Here is an 18,867-nt window from a genome sequence, read left to right as displayed (position 1 = left end):
GGTGACCCCCCCCGCGCGCTCCGCAACCCCCGCTGGGGGGCCCCCCGGTCGGCGCCCCGCCCGGCCCCCCGCGGGGGGTGCCGCCCGGGGGGGGCCCCCCCACGGCAGGCGCGGGTCAGTCGCGGCAGTGGAGCGTCGCCCCGCCCCAGTCCGCGTGGTCGAGGGCGTTGCCGTCACCGGCGTCGGAGACGTGCAGAGTCAGGCGCTCCGCCCCGCTCACGTCGGCCTCGACCGGTACGGCCTCGTCCGCGTTGGTGAGTTTCTGGCCGGTGTAGACCTTCTTGCCGTCGGCCAGCACCTCGAAGACCACGCTTCCGCCGGAGCCCGTCTCGTCGTCCAGACCGGTGTCGGCCGTGAACGAGGTGCAGGCTGCGCCGAGGTAGACCTCCACGGTGGATTCCGCGTGGACACCGAGCCCCTTGGCGTAGGTGGTGCCGCCGATGGTGAGGGGACCGCCGTCACCGGCCCGGTCCTCACCGTTGCTGGTGTTCCGCTCCACCGGTCCCCACGCGTTGTCCGAGGTCAGGAGTTCGAGGTCGGACACCGCGGTGGTGCCGGAGGGCGCGGGCGGGGTGGCGAACAGCTCGGTCGTGGCCCGCGCACTCACCCGGGCGCCGCCCGTGGAGCCGGCCGTCACGGTGGCGACGACCAGCCGCCGCCCGTTGCCGCTGTCCGCGCTCCTGCGCAGCTGGATCTCGGTGCTCGCGTCCTTGCCCGCCGCCACGTCACCGAGGTGCGGGACGGCCGGCTCAGCGCTCCAGCCCGAGGGCAGGTCGAGGGAGGCCGACGCGTCCTTCAGCTGCTGGTCGCACGGGTTGTGCACGGTGAGGCGTGCCGTCGTCGACTCCCCCGGCGGGACGGAGGTGCCGGCGGGCTCGATCGTCGCCTCCGGAGTGCAGACCACCGGCCCCTGCGGCGCCCCGCCGCGCGCCTCGGCCCCCGTGAGAGGACGCAGCCGCAGGCTGTACGCGTACTCCTTGGAGGGGCTCACCTGGTACTTCGGCATCACGGTGTGGAAGGTCTCGCTCACCCCGCTCACCGCGTGGTCCAGGTGCAGCGTGTTGCCCTTCGCGCTGCGCTGGAGGGCGAAGGGGTAGGCCGCACGGTCGATGTCCTCGTACGGGGTGACCCCGGCGGAGAAGTTCTCCCCGTCGCCCGACACCAGCACGCCACTCCTGCCGTCCGACAGGGCGGCCCAGCGCACCTCCTCGTGGTTGCCGTAGTCCTGGGGGCGCAGGTAGTCGGAGAACTGCTCGTCCACGCCGGTGCGGTACACCCCGGTGGGCGACCCGTCCTCGCGGTCGTTGTAGTTCTCCTGCGGCCCCCGCCCGTACCAGCTGAACTGGTCGTACTTCTGAGGGAGTTGCAGGGTGAGGCCGATGCGCGGCAGGTAGGGGACGGAGCGGGCGGCGCCCTCGGCCCGCGCGCGGTGGTCGATGCGCAGTTCCCCGTTTCCGGTGACGGTGTAGCGCAGGGTCTGGTCGAACGAGGAGTCCTTCACTTCCGGGGCGGCCACCGTGCTGCGTACGGTGACGACCACCGCGCCGTCCTCCTCCTGGACCTCGACGGCCTGTGGATCGGTTCGCAGCCGGTCGAGGCCCGCGTCGCGCCAGGCTCCGTCCTCGGAGTTGATCTCATTGCTGATCGGGGCGCGCCAGGCGTCCAGTTCGGGCCCCCGGCTGAGGAGCTCCCGGCCGTCCGCCTTCATCGAGGTAAGCGCGCCACTCTTGCGGTCGAAGGCGTACGAGAAGCCCTTCCCGGCGGCGGTGACCTGGTCCTTCGTGGTCACGGCGCGGACATCGCCGGGTGCCTCGGCCTTGACGACACCGGCCAGTTGCCGGCCGCCGACGTCGAACTGCTCGACGGCCACGGTGTGTCCGGCGGGTGCCCAGTCGGTCTTCGTCTTCTGCACGGCCCGGACGGTCAGCTGCCGGTCGGCGTTCTTGGGGTTGTCCGGCGCTGCGGGCAGCCGGACCACGGCCTCGGCGCCCGGGGCGACGGACAGGGGCCGCGTGCCCTCGGCGAGGGTGCGCGCCCCTTCGGTGAGCGACCACCGCAGGGCGAGGTCCGAGGTGTCGGTGAAGGCCCGTTCGCTGCGTACGGTGATGCTGCCGGGCACGGTCTTTTCGTCGGCCGTCCTCGTCTGCGACAGGCGCACGGGGGCCTGGACGGCGGCGAGGGCGCGGGTCTCGGGCTGGAGGGTGCGGTCGGTGCCGACCAGACCGTCCACGCCGCCCATTCCCGATCCGTAGGACTGGTACGTGCCCTTCTTGGTGAGCTTGTCGAAGTCCAGCGCGAGGACGGCCTGCCGGGCGGGGTCTGCCTTCAGCTGCTCCGGGTCGAGCGCCTTGTGGTAGACGCGGACCTGGTCGATGACTCCGTGCGCCATGCGCGTGCCGGTCATCTCCTGGCCCGTCTCGGAGTTGCGGCCGATGTTGAGCGGCTGCGCCGAGTAGGCGACGCTGCCCTTGTAGTCGGTGGCGGCCACCTGCTTTCCGTCGACCAGCAGCTTGAGGACGCCGCCGTCGAAGGTGCCCGAGGCCCGGTGCCATGCCCCGTACCAGTCCCCCGGCACGGTGGCCGAAGCGCTGTGCCGCTGCCCGTCCTCACCCTGCACGCTGAACTCCAGGGTGTTCTTGTCCTTCATGCGCAGGGCGTAGGAGTGGTCTCCCTTGGCCGCCACGGTGAAGTCGCCCGTCCAGTCGGCGGGCTTGACCCAGGAGTCCACGGTCAGGGCGTCGGAGACGGCGTCGAGCTTCCGGTCGCGGTAGACCTCGACGAAGTCGTCGAGCCCGGAGAGCGAGAGGGCCTTCCCGCTGTGCCCGTCGACCTGCTCGGGTTTGCCGGTGAGGTACGTGAGGATGCCGTTGCCCGAGGAGTCGGGCGTGGTGACGAGCGGCTGGTTGAGGTTCTGCTCCGCCCAGTCCCAGATGAACCCGCCCTGCACTTCAGGGTACTTGCGCACGACGTCCCAGAACTCGCGGAAGTTGCCGAGCGAGTTGCCCTGGGCGTGGGCGTACTCCCCCATCACGATGGGCTTCTCCGTCGTCTTCGCCTTGTCCTCCAGGCTGTCCGGGGAGGGGTAGCGAGGGCCCCAGATGTCGGCGTAGGGGGCGTCGCCGTCCGGGGTGTTGGACTGGTGGTACAGCGGGCGTCCGGGGTCGTTCTTCTTGAGGTAGTCGGCCATCGTGTAGTGCGCCTTGCCGAGGCCGGCCTCGTTCCCGGTGTCCCACATCAGGACGCTGGGGTGGTTCTTGTCCCGTTCGTACAGGCCGACGGCGCGGTCCTGGAAGGCCTTCTGCCACTCCGGCCGTTCGGCGAGGCAGTTGTCCGGGCAGCCGTCGTGGTGGTGGGTCTCGATGTCCACCTCGTCCGCGATCCACAGGCCCTCGTTGTCGGAGCGCTCGTAGAAGTACGGGTCGGAGGGGTAGTGCGAGGTGCGTACGGCGTTGAGGTTGAGGCTCTTCATCAACGACACGTCGGACGCGGTGCGTTCCCTGGTCGCGTACCGGCCGGTGTCCGGGTCGGTCTCCGCGCGGTTGACACCCCGGACGAGGATGCGCTCGCCGTTGACGAGGAGCTTCTTGTCCTTGACCTCGATCTCGCGGAAGCCGACGGGCTGGCTCGTGGTGTGGGTGACCCGGCCCTGCCGGTCGGCCAGTTGGACGACCAGGGTGTACAGGTTCGGGGTCTCGTCGGTCCACTTGGCGGGGTTGCTCACCTCGGCCTTGAGCGAGGCCGTCGCCGAGCCGTCATGAGGCTCGACCGGTGCGGAGACGGCGGTCACCCGCCGGCCGCGCGGGTCGTAGAGGGTGCCGGTGACCTTTCCCGGCCCCTTCTCCTTCCCCAGTGCGCTGACATCGATGTCAGCGCTGAGCGTCGCGTCCCGGTACGCCTTGTCGAGGTCGGTGCGGATCGTCACGTCCTGCACGTGGGTGGCGGGGGTGGAGTACAGGCCCACCGAGCGGAAGATCCCGGAGAACCGCCACTGGTCGTAGTCCTCCAGGTGGGAGCCGGAGCCCCAGCGGTGGACCTGCACGGCGAGGGTGTTGCGGCCCGGGTGCAGGTAACGCGAGATGTCGTACTCGGCGGGCGTGTAGCCGCCCTGGTCGTAGCCGGCATAGTGACCGTTGACCCAGGTGAGGTTGCCGCTGGTGACGCCCTCGAAGCGCAGGAAGGTCTCGCGGTCCTGCCAGTCCTTCGGCAGGTCGAAGGTGCGGACGTAGGCGCCGGTGGGGTTGACGTCGTGCGGCACCTTGGGCGGGTCGTCGGGGTACATCTCGGTGGGAATGTTGCGGAAGACGGGGTGGTCGAGGCCGTCGGTCTGCCAGGTGTGGGGAACGCTGACGCTGCGCCAGCCCTCGCCCTTCGTGTCGTAGTCCTCCGCGTAGAAGTTCTTGGGTACTTCCTCGGGCCGGTCCGACATGTGGATCTTCCAGTCGCCGTCGAGCGACTTGGTCCACGGACTCTTCCCGCTCCCCTTGAGGGCCTGGGCGGTGTCGGCGTACGGAGTGAGGTCGGCGTGCGGGGCCTCCTGGCCCACGCCGGTGACCTCGGGGTCCTCCAGCAGCTTGTACACGTCGGCGGGCGGTGGTGGGGGCGGGGGCTCGGCTGCCGCCGCCGGCAGCAGCGGGGCGCCCAGCGCCACCGTCGCTGCCAGCACGGCGAGTCTGCGGAACATGCGGCGGTGCGGCATGCGAACTCACCTTTCACTGACTGCTGTTGGTACTCGTCCTTCGTGCCGGGCGTTCCTTGGAGCCGGTTTCCTCCGCGCGGTTCCCTTGGGGCTGTGCGGCTGCGCACGACGCGTCCAGGCCGCCTTCCGACCCTTTCGCAGAACCACACAGGAAACGCTCAGGAAGCAACTTTCTCGAACGTAACCGACCGCCCGCCGTGGCGCCTAGAGAGCGGAACGCATCAATTGCTTCTGTCCGAACACCGCGCCTGGTACGTCAAAAGGCCGGTGGGTCCGGGGCGCGGAGCGGGCCGCCGAGGCCGCGCCGCGCTGGTCGGCGGCCCCCTGAGGGCGCGCGGCTCAGCGCCCGCTCAGGCCACGCGGATGTCCACCTCGTGCCGGCCGCGCAGGGTCGCCGGCACGAACGGGGTGCGCCGTCCGTCCACGGTCAGGGACACGAGCCGACGGCCTGATCCGGACAGCCTGAGGTCCAGGGTGGCCCGCCGGTAGGACAGCCCGGAGAGGGTGACCGGCCCCCAGCCCGCCGGCAGGCCGGGGGTGAACCGGAGGCCACCGGGCTCGTGCACGATGCCGAACAGTCCGTGGTGCACCAGCCGCAGGTAACCGGTCGCCGACCAGGTCTGGTCCTCCTCGGAGGACCACTGACTGCCGTTCTGCCAGCCGCCGTCCTCCACTCCGGTCCTCGCGTTGTACAGCTCCCAGAAGTGGCCGTCCTGCCGGTAGAGCCCGGCCAGGTCCGTGAGGGTACGGCCGAGGAGGTCGGGGCGGCCGCCGCGCGCGGCCGCGTGGCCCCACATCCCGAGCGTCATCGGCCAGACGGTCACGTTGTGGCGTCCGGGATGCGCGTCGTCGAACTCGGGGAAGTGCGGCCAGACGTTGACCACCCCGTGCGGCTCGTGGTGCGTGGCGGCGAGCAGGGCGCGGGTGCGGCCCGCGCTCGCGACCCCGCACAGTACGGCGAAGGCCAGCCCGTTGCCCTCCTGGTAGGGCTCCAGCCGGCCCGCTCGCTGCCCGCTGCCGTGGATGAAGTAGCCGTAGATCCCCTCCTTCTCGATCCACAGTCGCGTGTTGATCGCCGTGCGCAGCCCGGCGGCGGCCGCCCGCCACCGCCCGGCCGCCGCGCGGTCCCCGAGGGTGTCGGCCATGGCGCCGAGCGCGAGGTACCCGGCGTGGTAGAGGCAGTTGGTGGACAGCGACATGATCTTGTCGGTGCCCGGGTGGTCGAGCACGAACGAGGAACTGTTCTGCGGGTCGGCGGGCGGCGAGGGGTAGCCGGCGATGCCGTCCTGCATGAAGGCGGGGCCTTCGAACAGCCCGTACTGACTGTTGAAGTGGTGGTCGCGGTTGACCCGCAGCGTGTTGGCCGCGGCCTCGTGCGCGTCGCGCAGGAAGGCACGGTCGCCGGTCACGAGGTAGTGGTGGTGGGCGGCGACCGCCCAGATGATCTGGTCCCACCACTGGTTGTCCTGCTGCACGATCAGCGTGCCGTCGTCCTGCCGCCGGCACACCGCCCACAGGGTGTTGCGTGCAGCGTCCGGGGCGAGCAGGCTCGCGGCGTTCCAGGCGTTGACCGAGGCGTCCCGGGTCCACGGCTGCTCGTAGCCCCCGCCCGCCCGGACGAAGACTCCGGGTGGATCGGTCATCAGACCGGTCTGGTTGTACGTGTCCGGGTCGTAGGGGACGGTGTTGACGTCCAGCAGGTTCTGCACGGCCGCCGCGTAGGCGCTGCCCAGGAGCGCGTCGCGTGCCCCGTCGAAGCGGATCTCGGGCCGGCCGCCCCCGTCGTGCGGCGTCGCCCCGTACGCGGAGGCGCCGAGTGCGGCCCCCGACGCGGCGAGTCCGGCGATCGCGCCGGCCCGCAGCACACCGCGTCGGCTCATCGGGGCGTGACGCTGTTCGGCAGAACTCATGGAAGCCTCCTGAGAACTTCTCGACATCGTTGTCACCGTCGTGGCGGGGCGCGATATTTCCGTGTGTCCGGCGGAACTGTCAATGCGGCGGACGGCAGTTGTGACAGAGCCGCAGGGGCTGCTCGGCCACCGCCCCTCCTGGACGACCACCGCCCCTCCCGGTCGTCGTCCGGGAGGGGCGGTGGCGCGTGTCTGCGGGGAAGCCGGCCGGGCGACGCGGTCTCAGCCGAGGTCGCCGGTGGCGAAGTAGGGCTTGCAGACCGTCCCGTCGTAGTCCGTGGCGATCTCCAGGAGCCTGCTGCCGTCGGCCGACGGCAGCAGCGCCGAGCTGTAGTTCGGGCAGTAGTCGACCGTGGTGGAGTCCACCGCCACGGGTGCGGCGACTTCCTGCCAGGCGCCCTCGCCGCCGGCGCTGTTGGTCCACACCGTGCGCCCGCTGCCCGGGGCGACCGAGCCGTCGGCGTTGTACATGACCTGCCCGACGAGCAGCAGCCTGCCCTGCGGGTTCCCGGCCTGCGGAGCCCAGGCCACGGTCGGCGCGTGCTTGAAGTACTTGCCGTCCGCGGTCTCGGGGCGGATGCCGAGCCAGGCGGGATCGCCCCAGTCCCAGCCGTCCGCCGAGGTGCGGTAGTGCACGACGCACTGGAACTGGCCGGCGGCGGCGCAGATCTCGTACGTCATGAAGTAGGTGCCGTTCGGGAGCTTGCGGACCACCGCCATGCCGGGACGGTCGCTGTCGAGGGTGCTCGCGACGGTGTCGTGGTGGCCGCTCCAGGTGAGACCGTCACCGGTGCGGGCGGCGACGAGCTTCTGGCTGTGCGCGCCGTCCGTCTCGTCCGAGTAGTGGCACACCAGGTTTCCCTGCGCGTCGACGGAGAACTCCGGTTCCCACAGGCCGCGTTCGTCGGGGGCGGTGGCGACCGTCGACAGGTAGGACCAGGTGGCGCCGAGGTCGTGGCTCGCGAAGACCCGCAGGCTCATGCGCCGGTTCGTCTCGTCCTGGCCGACCGAGGCGGACCACAGCAGGGTCCCCTCGGGCAGATCACCCACGGCCTGCGGCAGCTCGTACAGCGTGCTGCAGCACAGCCCCCGGCCGCCCGCCGCCTCCGGGTCCCGTACGGTGCCGGCGTGCTGGAAGCTCGCGCCGTCGTCCGTGGAGCGGTAGATCTCGCCGAGCCCGTTGTCGCCGTCGAAGCCGACGACGGAGGCCAGGACCTGTCCGTTCGCGGAGCCGTTGTGCTCCAGGCGCACGACGCGCGGGTAGAGGCCGGTGTCCTCGCGCAGCGGGGTGCCGCTCGCCGCGCCGGCGGGCGGTACGCACAGGGCGAGGAGGCCCGCGACGAGGGTGAACAGCGTGGCGAGAAGGGCGTTTCTTCGCATCCCCGGGCGGGACGGCACCGGGGACGGAGGGGAGGTCGGACGCGCGGGGGTGACATTCATGGCGGCTCCCGGGAGGTGGGGGGACGGGCTCCTGCGCGCATCCACCGTCAACTCCGCGCGCCGCAGCGGACGGTGGACGGCTTATGCGCACCTTGGTGTGGCAGACGCGAACGCCGAAGCACCGCGCGCCTGCCACAGTAGAAGGGTCGTTACATCGATGTAAACACCTGTGCGGCAACCGGCTGGGGCGCTGGCCCGCGGAGGCGAAGGCCGCCCGTTCACGAGGCCGACAAGGCGGTGACCACCTGATCCGGGCCGTGAAGGGGGTGACTTGGGACGACGCGAGAGGCGAGAGTGGTGAACGCAAGTCCATGACACAGACCTGAGGGAAAAGGACGGGGCGCACGTGACGGATCAGCGGACCGGTGTCGGCTTCACGGTGGGCGAGCGGGACTTCGAAGTGGACGGGCGGCCGGTGCGGGTCCTGTCGGGGGCCCTGCACTACTTCCGGGTGCACGAGGAGCACTGGCCGCACCGGCTGGGCATGCTGCGGGCCCTCGGCCTGAACTGCGTCGAGACGTACGTGCCGTGGAACCTGCACGAGCCGCGTCCCGGCGAGTTCCGGGACGTCGAGGCGCTCGGCAGGTTCCTGGACGCGGTGGCGCGGGCCGGCCTGTGGGCGATCGTCCGCCCGGGCCCGTACATCTGCGCGGAATGGGAGAACGGGGGTCTGCCCCACTGGCTGACGGGCTCGCTCGGCCGACGCGTCCGCACGAGGGACGCCGACTATCTCGGCCATGTGCGGGACTGGTTCGGCGAGTTGCTGCCCCAGGTGGTGGAGCGCCTGGCCGCCGCCGGTGGGCCGGTGATCATGGTGCAGGTCGAGAACGAGTACGGCTCCTACGGCTCGGACCAGGTGTATCTCGCCGAGCTGACGGCCTTGTTGCGGGAGTCGGGGATCGACGGCGTGCTGTGCACCTCGGACGGCCCCGAGGACCACATGCTGAGCGGCGGCAGCGTCCCCGGTGTCCTCGCGACGGTCAACTTCGGCTCCGGCGCCACCGAGGCGTTCCGCTCGCTGCGCAAGCTGCGGGGGGAGGGGCCGCTGATGTGCATGGAGTTCTGGTGCGGCTGGTTCGACCACTGGGGCGCGGAGCCGGTGCGCCGGGACGCCGAGGACGCGGCACGGGCCCTGCGGGAAATCCTGGAGTGCGGGGCCTCGGTGAACCTCTACATGGCGCACGGCGGGACGAGTTTCGGCGGATGGGCCGGGGCCAACCGGTCCGGCCTGCTGCACGACGGGGAGCTGGAGCCGACCGTGACCTCGTACGACTACGACGCGCCGATCGACGAACGCGGCCGTCCGACGGAGAAGTACTGGCGTATGCGCGAGGTCCTGGCCCCTTACGCGCGGCGTCCCCCGGTCGAGCCGCCGCCCGCTCCCCCGGCGCTGACCGCCCCGGTACGGGTGCGCCTGGACGCGTGGTCCTCCCTGGACGAGGTGGTGGACCTCCTGGGCGGGGACGAGCGGGAGTCGGGTGCGGCCCCGAGCTTCGAGGACCTGGACGTCGACCGGGGTCTCGTGCGCTACCGCGCCCGGATACCGGGCCCGCGTCCGCCCCTCCCGCTCACCCTGCCGGGCGCACGGGACCTCGTACGGCTGTCCGTGGACGGGGTGCGGGTCGAGGTGGGGGCCGAGGTCGCCGGCCCCGCCGAGGTGGAGGTGTGGGCCGAATCGCTCGGCCGGGTCAACTACGGCCCGCTGACGGGCGAGCCGAAGGGCCTGACCGGGGGGCTGCTGCACGAGCGGCAGTACGTCCACGGGGTGCGTGCGAGCGGTCTGCGGCTGGACGCCTTCGACGACGCGCGGGCGGTGGAGCGCCTGCCCCGGAACGCCGCCGAGCCGGGACGGCGGGGCCTGTTCCGGGGCCGGTGCGTGGTGTCCGGGCCCGGTGACGCGTCCCTGGAGGTCCCGGGGTGGGGGCGCGGCTTCGTCTGGGTCAACGGCTTCTGTCTCGGCCGGTACTGGTCGGTGGGCCCGCAGACCTCGCTCTACGTCCCGGGTCCGGTACTGCGTGAAGGCGAGAACGAGGTCTGGGTGCTGGAGCTGGAGGCGGCGGGCGAACCGGAGGCGCTGCTGAGCTGAGCAGCGCCGGGCCGGGTCGGCCCGCCCCGTGGACGTAGGGCACCATCGCACCGGCACGGTCGCGACGATCCGACCGGCGGGAAAGACAGGAAAGAGGGGACGCCACGCATGACACGGTCCGAGCGTGATCGCCGGGCGCAGCGACGCGCGCGGGAGGAGCTGCGCGAACGGCTGCGGGAGCGGGCGCACGGGGAGCGGCCGTCGTCCGGGCCCTCCGGGCCCGTACGCCCTGCGGAGTCCGTCCCCGGGCCGGTGGGCGAGGTCTCCGCGCCCTCTTCGGAGCGGGACTTCCCGCCGGAGGATCTACGGGTGCCCCCGCGCGACGAGGTGGACGGGATGCTGATGCGGTACTCCGGTCCCCTGGTCCTCGACGGGGCGGTCCGCGCGTGCCGGGACTGCGGCGGCTACCGCGACTGGCTGGTGCTGCTGCGCCAGGACAACGTGTGGCTGCGCTGCCCGGCCGGGCACACGTCCTTCGAGGCCGCCCTCGACGCGGTGTGGTTCAACCGGAACTCGGGCCCGGTCGACGCGCGCCACCCGAGCCTGGAGGCGGGCATCGACCACTTGGGCGGCTGACGCCCCGGCCCCGCCGTCACCCGTGGGCCCCCGGTTCAGGCTCCGGCGGGCAGGGCGTGCGGGCTGCGCCGGGCCTCGGTGCCGGGGGCGGGCTCGGAGGGATCACTGCCGAGGGCCACGATGCGGTTGTCGGCGTCGACGTGCACGACGCGCGGAGTCAGCGTGCGCGCCTCGGCGTCGTCGACCTGCGCGTACGACATGAGGATGACGAGGTCGCCGGGGTGCACGAGGTGGGCGGCGGCCCCGTTGATCCCGATCACACCGGAACCGCGCTCCCCCGGGATGGTGTACGTCTCCAGCCGGGCGCCATTGGTGATGTCGACGATGTGGACCAGCTCGCCGGGCAGCAGATCGGCGGCGTCGAGCAGATCGGCGTCGACCGTGACAGAACCGACATAGTGCAGGTCGGCTTCCGTGACGGTGGCCCGGTGGATCTTGGACTTGAATATCGTTCGTATCATCGAGGTACTCCTGGACGTAGGCTCCCTGCCTGCGTATGTGCAGGTCAAGGGCTGTCTCCTCACCCTACAACGAGTCGCATGTCCGGGCAGCGTCCCCAGGTCTTTCAGGACTCACGCTGACCACTTGCTGACTTTTCTGACAGTTCGTCAGGTGACATTCGAGGGACCCACTCACCCTCCCGAGATCCACCACGACGACTCGGCAAGCGGTCCGCGCCGGGAGCGACGGCGGGGATGCCGAGAATCAACGGCTTGAACGCCCGACTGTCATGCAGGTTCGCACCCGACACCGCGACGGCCGGCGGCAGGCCCTGGGCCTCGGACAGCACGTGCAGTTTGCTGCCCTTCCTGCCACGATCGACCGGATTCGGCCCGGTCAGCGAGCCCCCTTTCCGCCCACACCGACGCAGCATCGACGATCGTGGATGCCCAGTCCGGCTCACCCCTGGGGCCGAGCTCGTCCAGCACCGCCCGGTGCAGCCTGCGCCACAACCCAGCCTCAGACCACACGGTGAACCGACGGTGCGCGGTGGCCGGCGAAACGCCGAACGAGTCCGGCAGATACCGCTACGCACAGCCGCTCGTCAGCACGCACACCACGGCCGTGCACACCGCCCGCTCGTCCACCGGAGCAGTACCACCGCCCTGCGGACGGGACGTGAACCTCGGCAACAATCGTCTCAAGCCTGCAATCTCCGGCACAGGACACTAGATCCCGAGTCGCTCAGGGGTCAACCCACCGGCACAGGAACACCCGTCGCCGATATTGGCGCAGACCCCGTAGCGAGAATCAGGCAGTCAGGACCTGCGTCCGCCGACGGGCAGATCCATCAGGTCGTGCCCGACAACGAGGTTCCCGGAGAAGCCGCGCTGCGCTTGGCGCCAGCGCCGCTCCGGGTTCGAGGCGGGGACCAAGTGGGAGAGGACCAAATTCTTGACACCGGCGCGCTCGGCGACATCACGGCCGACCTGCGCGATCGTCGTGTGGGTACCGAGAAGGCGCGCGCGAAGCGCGTCGGCCCTGTCGGCGGGCAGCGCGGCGACGAGTGTCTCCACGTACTGTTCGTCGATCACCTCATGGACCAGGTAATCGGCACCGGCCGCGAGGTCGATGAGGTTCTCGCTCACCGTCGTATCGCCGGAGACAACGACCGATCCGTCCGGAGTGTCGAACCGGAAGGCGAAGGCAGGCGCGGTCGGGCGATGGTCGACGAGCGTCGCCGTCACCCGGACATCGCCGTCGGTCCACACCGGGATTGGTGAGGACAGTCGCGGGGGCACACCGGCCGGGTCGACCGTCCAGATGTCCGACACGTCGATGTCATGGAGGTTGAACATCGTGTCCGGCGGGGTGAAGCCGGTGGCACGCACACGATCGTTCAGGTCTTGTGCGAACGCCTCCTGAAGGTGACCGGACATCTTTCTGATCCCAGGCGCGGGATCCGCCGGCGACACGACGTGAGGATCGGGTCGGCCCGGGGGAAGCACTTGCGGCAAGGTGTCCCGCGCTCCCGGGCCGAAGACCTCGATGGGCGCACCGCTGCGGCCGATGTCATTCGCACTGGCCGTCAGATAGAACGAGGGCCAGTCCAAGGTGTGGTCGGAGTGCAGGTGGGTGAAGAACACTCCCCGGACGTTGGTCGCCGCCGCGGCGAGGTCGGTGTCGGGGCCCAGCCCGCTCTGCACCAGACGTTGGTACGCGCCGAGTCCGAGGTCGATGATGTACACCCGGTCGCCGTACACGACGGCAGTCGATACGCCGTACCTGCCGCCGGGCATGTACGTCGGGCCCCCGGCCGTGCCGAGAATCACCACACGCGTACGGGCTTTGCGGTCCGGGTGCTGACGTACCGTGGCAGCCAGCGCCGCCGACGGTGACGCCGCGGCGACACCGCCGGCGGCCGCGGTCGCCGCCACCTTCCTGAGGAACCGTCGCCGACTGGGCTCAGGCATGGACCGGATGGTCTCCGAAATGTCGTCGCACATCGAATACTCCCTACGTGCCTCGGGCTTGATCAGACGGTAAGTGCGCTCTGGGCGACCCGCTTGAGGCCGTCGATCCACGCCTCGACCTGAGCCGTCGACGCGGAACCGGGCAGCCCCGTCATACGGAGAGCCATCGGGGGCAGGTCGTCCTTCGTGGGGATGAGGACGACGATCGACGCGAGGTCGTAGCTCCGTCCCGGCACCAGGTCGGGGCAGAAGAGCTCGGCCAGCTCCGCGGTCGCCTGTTGGACGGCGCGTTCCTGACGCGGTAGACGGTCGGACTCCTCGAACGCGGACAGCGCCGCCCGATGACGCTCCAGCAGGTGCGGCTCCGCAGCGAGGAGGGAGTAGCCGCGCGCCCGGACCTTGTCGAGCAGCGCGCTGTAGAGATCGCGGCTCTCACGACTGTCGTCCGGTGCGCGTCGCAGCCACTCGTCGACCGCCGCCGGGGCCGCGTCCACCATGAACACAGCTCCCATCGGGGGAATCACCGGCTGCCGGTGCCCGAGCGGGGGTGAGCCACCGGCCGAACCTTGGTTGGTGGCGAGCACCTGGACCGCGTCGTCGCGGATCCTGGCGAGGACACTGCAGTTGACCGAAAAATCGGTGCTGAGCTCCTCGACCTGAGCCCTGATGGTCTCGGCGAGGTGCGCTGCCTGGATCAGCTCGGGGTCGGGTGCGGCGACGAAGGATCCGGGTGAGAAGCGCCCGTAGCCGCCCTGGAAGAAGAGCAGCGGCAGCGCCGACCGGTCGACGGCGAGGTCCTGGACCCGGCCCAGGACGATGAAGTGGTCGCCCGCCTCACGGACCTCCTCAAACGTGCACTCGATCCACGACACCGCTCCGTCCAGGATGGGCGACCCCAGCGGACCGGGCCGCCAGCCCGCACCGTCGAACTTGCCTTCTTTTCTGCTCGCGATCTGCCGGCAGATCGGCTCCTGGTCGGATGCCAGGACGTTGACGCAGAACGCCGAGGCGCTGCGCAGCCGCGCGAAGCTGCGCGAGCCGCTCGCCGGGAAGAACGCGATCAGCGGAGGGTCGAGGGAGACCGACGAGAAGGTCCCGACGACCATGCCGTCCGGAGCCCCTTCGTCCGTCACTGCCGTAACGACGGCTACCCCGGTCGGATAGTGCCCCAGAGTTTCACGGAAGAGGGTAGCGTCTACGGGCCGGGTCATGACTACTCCATCTGATCTTGGACGGCGCGGAACTCCCGCCGGACGAACTCTTCAAAGGTCGTGGGCCGCCGGCCGAGCAGCCACGTGAGCACGTTGGGGTTCCCGATGAAGTCGTGGCTGCTGTAACGGGCGCTGATCGCACGCAGGGGACGAGCCGGTGTCGCAGCCTGTAGTTGGCCGGCTGGAGGATGGTGAACTCCAGGCCCGACGACGCCAGGCACTCCTCGATGTCACGCTTGATCTCGTGCTGGATCAGGTCCGTGATGATCGCCTGCAGCACGGAACTCAACACGAAGTGCGTCCCGCCCGCCCTCTGCGCGGCGTCGATGGCCGCGAACCCCGTCGCTCGCTCGTCGGGATGAAGGGCGGGCCCGACGTAGTACACCGTCTCGACGCCGCGCATGGCACGCGGTCAATCCCGCTGGGTCGAGGAGATCGCCGACCAGGACGTCGATCACGCCGGCGGCGCGGAGCGCCTGCGCAGACTCGTCGGAGCGGACGCAGGCGCGCAGTTCGGCTCCTGCTGCCACCAGCCTCGGGATGAGGCCCTTTCCTTGGTTGCCGTTTGCGGCGGTCACGAGAATCACTGGTGCACGCGTTCTACTTCTTGGTGATCGCCTTCAGGAACGTGATGTCGCCCTTCTTGGCGAACTGGTGCAACCCGACGGCGTTCATGTCCGGCTGGTGTTCGCGCTGCGGCTCGGGCACCGCCGGGTTGCCGGTCCACGACAGCAGTCGGCAGACGCGTCGCTTGATGCGCCAGCCTTCTTCGGTGCGGACGAGCTCGTCGTCGTAGTAGCCGGTTCCTGTCCAGGTGGGCCCGCCTTCGGCCGCCTCGCGCACGAGGATCCAGGTGCCGTAGCTGAAGGCGTTCGCTGTGTTACCGCCGACATTGACCAGCTGGCCCATCATGGTGTGAACGTGGCTGTCAAGGCTGTCGTGGAACCCGGCGAAGGACGTCTTGAACTCCTCCAGGCCGACCCAGGCGGCTCCGGCGGGACCGAAGACGGCTTCCACGTCCTTGGTGAAGACGCGGTCGAACAGGTCCCACTGACGCGTGTCGAGCGCGAAGGCGTACATGTTCAGGGCCTCGATGATGGCGGCCTTGTCGTCGTTGATCATGCGTGTGTCCCTCTTCATTGTCGGGTGTGTCAAAACGTGCGCAGGTCCGTGAGAACCAATCAGCCCGGCGGCCCCGCTACGACGACGGTTCGAGGACGCCCGCCGATGACTGGGCCTCGACTCCGCACAGCCCCCGTCCGATGTTCTCGGTCCAGGTGTCGATGCCGTGCGCGGCGTGCAGGCTGCCCGCGCGGCAATTGCGGGCTATCAGCTGGAGCGGCTGCCGCTTCGCGACCGCCGCGGCTCCGGAGGCACGGAAGAGCGTCTCGACGGCACAGCTGCACGCGTCCCAGATGTAGGCGACGTCGGTGTGGAGTTGGAGGGTGTCGCGCTCGGACGGATCCGTCTCCTCGGCATCCAGGCGGTCGAGTTGGGCCACGGCGGCCGCCGCCCGGATCTGGGTGTGCGCGCGGCCAACGGTCAGGCGCGTAATCGGCGCGTCCATCTGTTTCGTGTACGGGGAGTAGGGGATGCTCCGCTTCCCGACCGCGCCCAGGAACAACTCCATCGCGTGGTCGGCCATGCCGAGCGCGACACCCGCGCCCGTGACGAGCGAGTGGGCGAGACCCCCGCGGCGTGGCCCTTCGCCCCGCTCGGTGAGTTCGCCGATCCGTTCGGTGAGCCGCTTCGGGGTACTGAAGTGCTCGTCGGGGACGAACAGTTCGCCGTCCGTCGCCATGGTCTGGCTGCCCGTGGCTGCCCTCCCCCATCGCGTCCCAGTCGTCCCGTGCGACGAGCGACTCCTTCGGGACGAGCACCATGCCGAGCTTCGTGTCGTCGCTCTCGTCGCAGAAGACGGCGAGGTAGTCGTGGGACGCGTGGACGCTCCCGGTGGAGAACGGCCAGGCGCCCTCGATCATCCAGCCGCCGTCGACCTGCCGGGCGATCCCCGCCATGCGCCGACTGGTGCCGGCCACCGCGAACGTGCGGTTGCCGGTCCATCGGGCCACGTACACCGGGGCGACGACGTCCTCGTCGAAGGCGAAGCTCCACAGGTTCCCGCCCGCGGCCGCCCACACCATCCAGGCCGTCGCCCCGCATCCCGAGCCGAGCGCCCGGACCGAGCTCCGCGATCACGTCATCCGTGAAGACACGGTCGAACAGATCCCACCGGCGGGCGTCGAGGGCGAGCCCGTAGAGGTTCATGACCTCGATGATCGCGGCCTTGTCGTGCTCAAGCATGCTTGCGCTCCTCGTCCTGGAAGTCGCCAGTGCGTCGCGGACCCCGGTCGTGACTGTCGATCCGCTTGGTGGCCATCTGTACGTCGCCGCATGGGCGACGCAGACCCGTCGGGCTCCCGCCGTGCGGCGGCGGTTCGGCTCAGTCGGACGGGGACTGCCTGAGAGCCATCATTGAGAGCCGCCACATTTTCTGTCAACACTTTGATGCAGAGTGAATGGTGGACACCACGACCCATGAAACGTAGAGCGGCAGAACGACAACACCCACCGCCCTCACCGTGCCTGCGCTACACGCACACGCGATCCGCTTGCCCGCCGAGGTTCCGCGGGTTTCACGCCGAAGCACAGTAGACAGCCCTCGACGATTCCCGCATTAAATGTTGACACTTTGCGAGAGCGGCTCCTACGGTGCGTCGCACAGGCCCTTCTTCCTGGCCGGCGGTGACGCTCCTGCTCAGCAGCCTCGTCCGCCCTCCGACGATCGCAGTCACCGCGCGTCCCTGACCGACAGCCTCGCCAGAAACGAGTTCACGATCGTGCCGATCGACATCACCCGGCTCTCCCAGGCCCAGCCCTTCCAGCCCGCCGGCCATCACGGCGTCGGCCCCGTCCATCTCTTCGGCGGCGAGGACTACGACGGCGCCGTAACAACGGCCCTGTCGCACTACCTCCCCGGAGGCCGCGCCGACATGTCCGCCGTCCCCGCGGAGACGCTGTACATCGTCCTGACCGGCGCCCTGACGCTCGACGCAGAGGGCGACACCCACGAGCTGCACGCCCTGGACGCCGTGCGGCTCACGACCGGGACGGTCCGCAGTGTCGAGAATCGTACGAATCTGCCCGCCAGCATGCTGGTGATCCGGCCCAACTCCGCGGCCGGACAGGCGGACAACTCGGCGGACAACACCGTCGAGGCCCGGTCATGAGCGGGCCTCTCGACGGGCAGCTCGTCGTCGACCTGTCCCGCGCGCTCGCCGGCCCCCAGGCCGCCATGATGCTCGGCGACCTCGGGGCCCGTGTGATCAAGGTCGAGAGTCCTTCCGGGGACGACAGCAGGTCCTGGGGACCGCCGTTCGTCCATGCCGAGGACGGCGCCGCGGAATCGACGTACTTCCTGTCCTGCAACCGGAACAAGGAGTCGATCACGCTCGATCTGAAGCGTGACGAGGACGCGCAGGTGCTGGCCGCCCTCATCCGGCGGGCGGACGTGTTGATGGAGAACTTCAGGGCCGGCGGGCTGCAACGCCTCGGGTTCGGAACCGAACGGCTGATGGAGCTCAACCCGCGCCTAGTGGTGTTGTCGATCAGCGGTTTCGGGCACGACGGTCCCGAGGCCGGCCGCGCCGGGTACGACCAGATCGCCCAAGGCGAGGCGGGGCTGATGTCCCTCACCGGGCCGGACGCGGACCACCCCCAGCGGATCGGGGTGCCGATCGCCGACCTGCTCGCCGGTATGAACGGCGCGTTCGGCGTACTCGCCGCGCTGCGGGAACGCGACCGCACCGGCCGGGGGCAGATCGTGCGCACCTCGCTGCTCGCCTCGGTCGTCGCGGCCCACGCTTTCCAGGGGACACGCTGGACCGTGGGCGGCGAAGTGGGCACCGCGCAGGGCAATCACCACCCGACCATCGCGCCCTACGGACTGTTCCGGTGCGCGAGTGGCAGTGTGCAGATCGCCTGCGGGAACGACGCCATGTGGCAGCGCCTGTGCGACGCGTTCGGCATCCGCGCCGACGACCCCCGGCATGCCACGAACCGCGACCGGGTGGCCCACCGCGACAGTGTCACCGAGCTCTTGGAGCACGTGTTCGCCGACCTCGCTCCCGACGAGCTGTTGCGTCGGCTCTCCGACGCCGGAGTTCCGGCCGGCCGGGTGCGCTCGCTCGACGAGGTCTACGAGTGGGAGCAGACCCGCGCGCAGCGGCTCCTCATCGATGTCGAGCATCAGGGCGTCGGGAAGATGACCCTGCCGGGTTCGGCCCTGCGGATGTTCGCCGTCGACGACACGGGGGCCGAGACCGAGACGACGCGCGTCAACCACTGCCCGCCACCCGTTCTCGGCGCCGACGCCGACGCCGTCCGGGAGTGGCTGGAGAGCCCTCAAGCGGCGAAGTGAACTGCTCGCTGACGGTACGGCAGTACACGCGCGAACCGCTGCTGGCGCCTGGCCGACATCCGACTCGCCGGACTGCGCCCGTTCCCCATGAACGACGGGCCCCATGAACTACGA

General features: G+C 70.3%; 13 protein-coding genes and 2 pseudogenes. 4 read left to right on the top strand and 11 right to left on the bottom strand.

Features of this window, described 5'->3' with window-relative positions:
* Positions 1 to 115: 115 nt before the first annotated feature.
* The 3 genes from AB0J21_RS22755 to AB0J21_RS22745 all read right to left on the bottom strand — a co-directional run bounded on the left by AB0J21_RS22755 (position 116) and on the right by AB0J21_RS22745 (position 7,986).
* Positions 116 to 4,696, bottom strand: coding sequence for a glycoside hydrolase family 2 TIM barrel-domain containing protein (locus tag AB0J21_RS22755; RefSeq protein WP_363147893.1), 4,581 nt, complete (start codon positions 4,694 to 4,696; stop codon positions 116 to 118).
* A 350-nt stretch (positions 4,697 to 5,046) separates the two neighbouring features.
* Positions 5,047 to 6,606, bottom strand: coding sequence for a hypothetical protein (locus AB0J21_RS22750; protein ID WP_363147892.1), 1,560 nt, complete (start codon positions 6,604 to 6,606; stop codon positions 5,047 to 5,049).
* A 222-nt stretch (positions 6,607 to 6,828) separates the two neighbouring features.
* The gene (locus AB0J21_RS22745; RefSeq protein WP_363147891.1) at positions 6,829 to 7,986 is read right to left on the bottom strand and encodes an exo-alpha-sialidase; all 1,158 of its coding nucleotides are present in this window, start codon (positions 7,984 to 7,986) and stop codon (positions 6,829 to 6,831) included.
* A 406-nt stretch (positions 7,987 to 8,392) separates the two neighbouring features.
* Here AB0J21_RS22745 and AB0J21_RS22740 point away from each other — a divergent pair, with 406 nt between their 5' ends.
* Complete coding sequence (locus AB0J21_RS22740; RefSeq protein WP_363147890.1) at positions 8,393 to 10,132, top strand: glycoside hydrolase family 35 protein; 1,740 nt, start codon at positions 8,393 to 8,395, stop codon at positions 10,130 to 10,132.
* A gap of 108 nt (positions 10,133 to 10,240) precedes the next feature.
* Complete coding sequence (locus AB0J21_RS22735) at positions 10,241 to 10,708, top strand: hypothetical protein (RefSeq protein WP_363147888.1); 468 nt, start codon at positions 10,241 to 10,243, stop codon at positions 10,706 to 10,708.
* 35 nt (positions 10,709 to 10,743) lie between these two features.
* On the opposite strand, the gene panD is transcribed toward AB0J21_RS22735, so the two are convergent.
* The 8 genes and pseudogenes from panD to AB0J21_RS22695 all read right to left on the bottom strand — a co-directional run.
* Entirely contained in the window at positions 10,744 to 11,169 is a 426-nt protein-coding gene (gene panD, locus AB0J21_RS22730; RefSeq protein ID WP_363147887.1) for an aspartate 1-decarboxylase, read from the bottom strand.
* Between the two features lie 798 nt (positions 11,170 to 11,967).
* A complete protein-coding gene (locus AB0J21_RS22725) occupies positions 11,968 to 13,122 on the bottom strand; it encodes an MBL fold metallo-hydrolase (protein WP_363147886.1) in 1,155 nt (384 codons plus the stop codon).
* Between the two features lie 62 nt (positions 13,123 to 13,184).
* Complete coding sequence (locus AB0J21_RS22720) at positions 13,185 to 14,333, bottom strand: flavin reductase family protein (protein ID WP_363147885.1); 1,149 nt, start codon at positions 14,331 to 14,333, stop codon at positions 13,185 to 13,187.
* Positions 14,299 to 14,736, bottom strand: a complete 438-nt coding sequence (locus AB0J21_RS22715; protein WP_363147884.1) for an NmrA family NAD(P)-binding protein — start codon at positions 14,734 to 14,736, stop codon at positions 14,299 to 14,301. Before AB0J21_RS22715 ends, AB0J21_RS22720 begins: the two co-directional genes overlap by 35 nt.
* Before the next feature lie 13 nt (positions 14,737 to 14,749).
* A pseudogene (locus tag AB0J21_RS22710) lies at positions 14,750 to 14,911 on the bottom strand (NAD(P)H-binding protein); the annotation flags it as partial.
* Positions 14,912 to 14,933: 22 nt separating this feature from the next.
* Positions 14,934 to 15,455, bottom strand: a complete 522-nt coding sequence (locus AB0J21_RS22705) for a nuclear transport factor 2 family protein (protein WP_363147883.1) — start codon at positions 15,453 to 15,455, stop codon at positions 14,934 to 14,936.
* Positions 15,456 to 15,531: 76 nt separating this feature from the next.
* Positions 15,532 to 16,134, bottom strand: coding sequence for a hypothetical protein (locus AB0J21_RS22700; protein ID WP_363147882.1), 603 nt, complete (start codon positions 16,132 to 16,134; stop codon positions 15,532 to 15,534).
* 356 nt (positions 16,135 to 16,490) lie between these two features.
* Positions 16,491 to 16,637: pseudogene (locus tag AB0J21_RS22695) on the bottom strand (nuclear transport factor 2 family protein); the annotation flags it as partial.
* Positions 16,638 to 17,173: 536 nt separating this feature from the next.
* Here AB0J21_RS22695 and AB0J21_RS22690 point away from each other — a divergent pair.
* Positions 17,174 to 17,563, top strand: a complete 390-nt coding sequence (locus AB0J21_RS22690) for a cupin domain-containing protein (RefSeq protein ID WP_363147881.1) — start codon at positions 17,174 to 17,176, stop codon at positions 17,561 to 17,563.
* Entirely contained in the window at positions 17,560 to 18,753 is a 1,194-nt protein-coding gene (locus tag AB0J21_RS22685) for a CoA transferase (RefSeq protein ID WP_363147880.1), read from the top strand. Before AB0J21_RS22690 ends, AB0J21_RS22685 begins: the two co-directional genes overlap by 4 nt.
* Positions 18,754 to 18,867 lie beyond the last annotated feature (114 nt).

The organism is Streptomyces sp. NPDC049954 (assembly GCF_040656295.1).
GTDB lineage: Bacteria > Actinomycetota > Actinomycetes > Streptomycetales > Streptomycetaceae > Streptomyces.
This window is presented reverse-complemented; position numbering and strand designations above follow the sequence as displayed.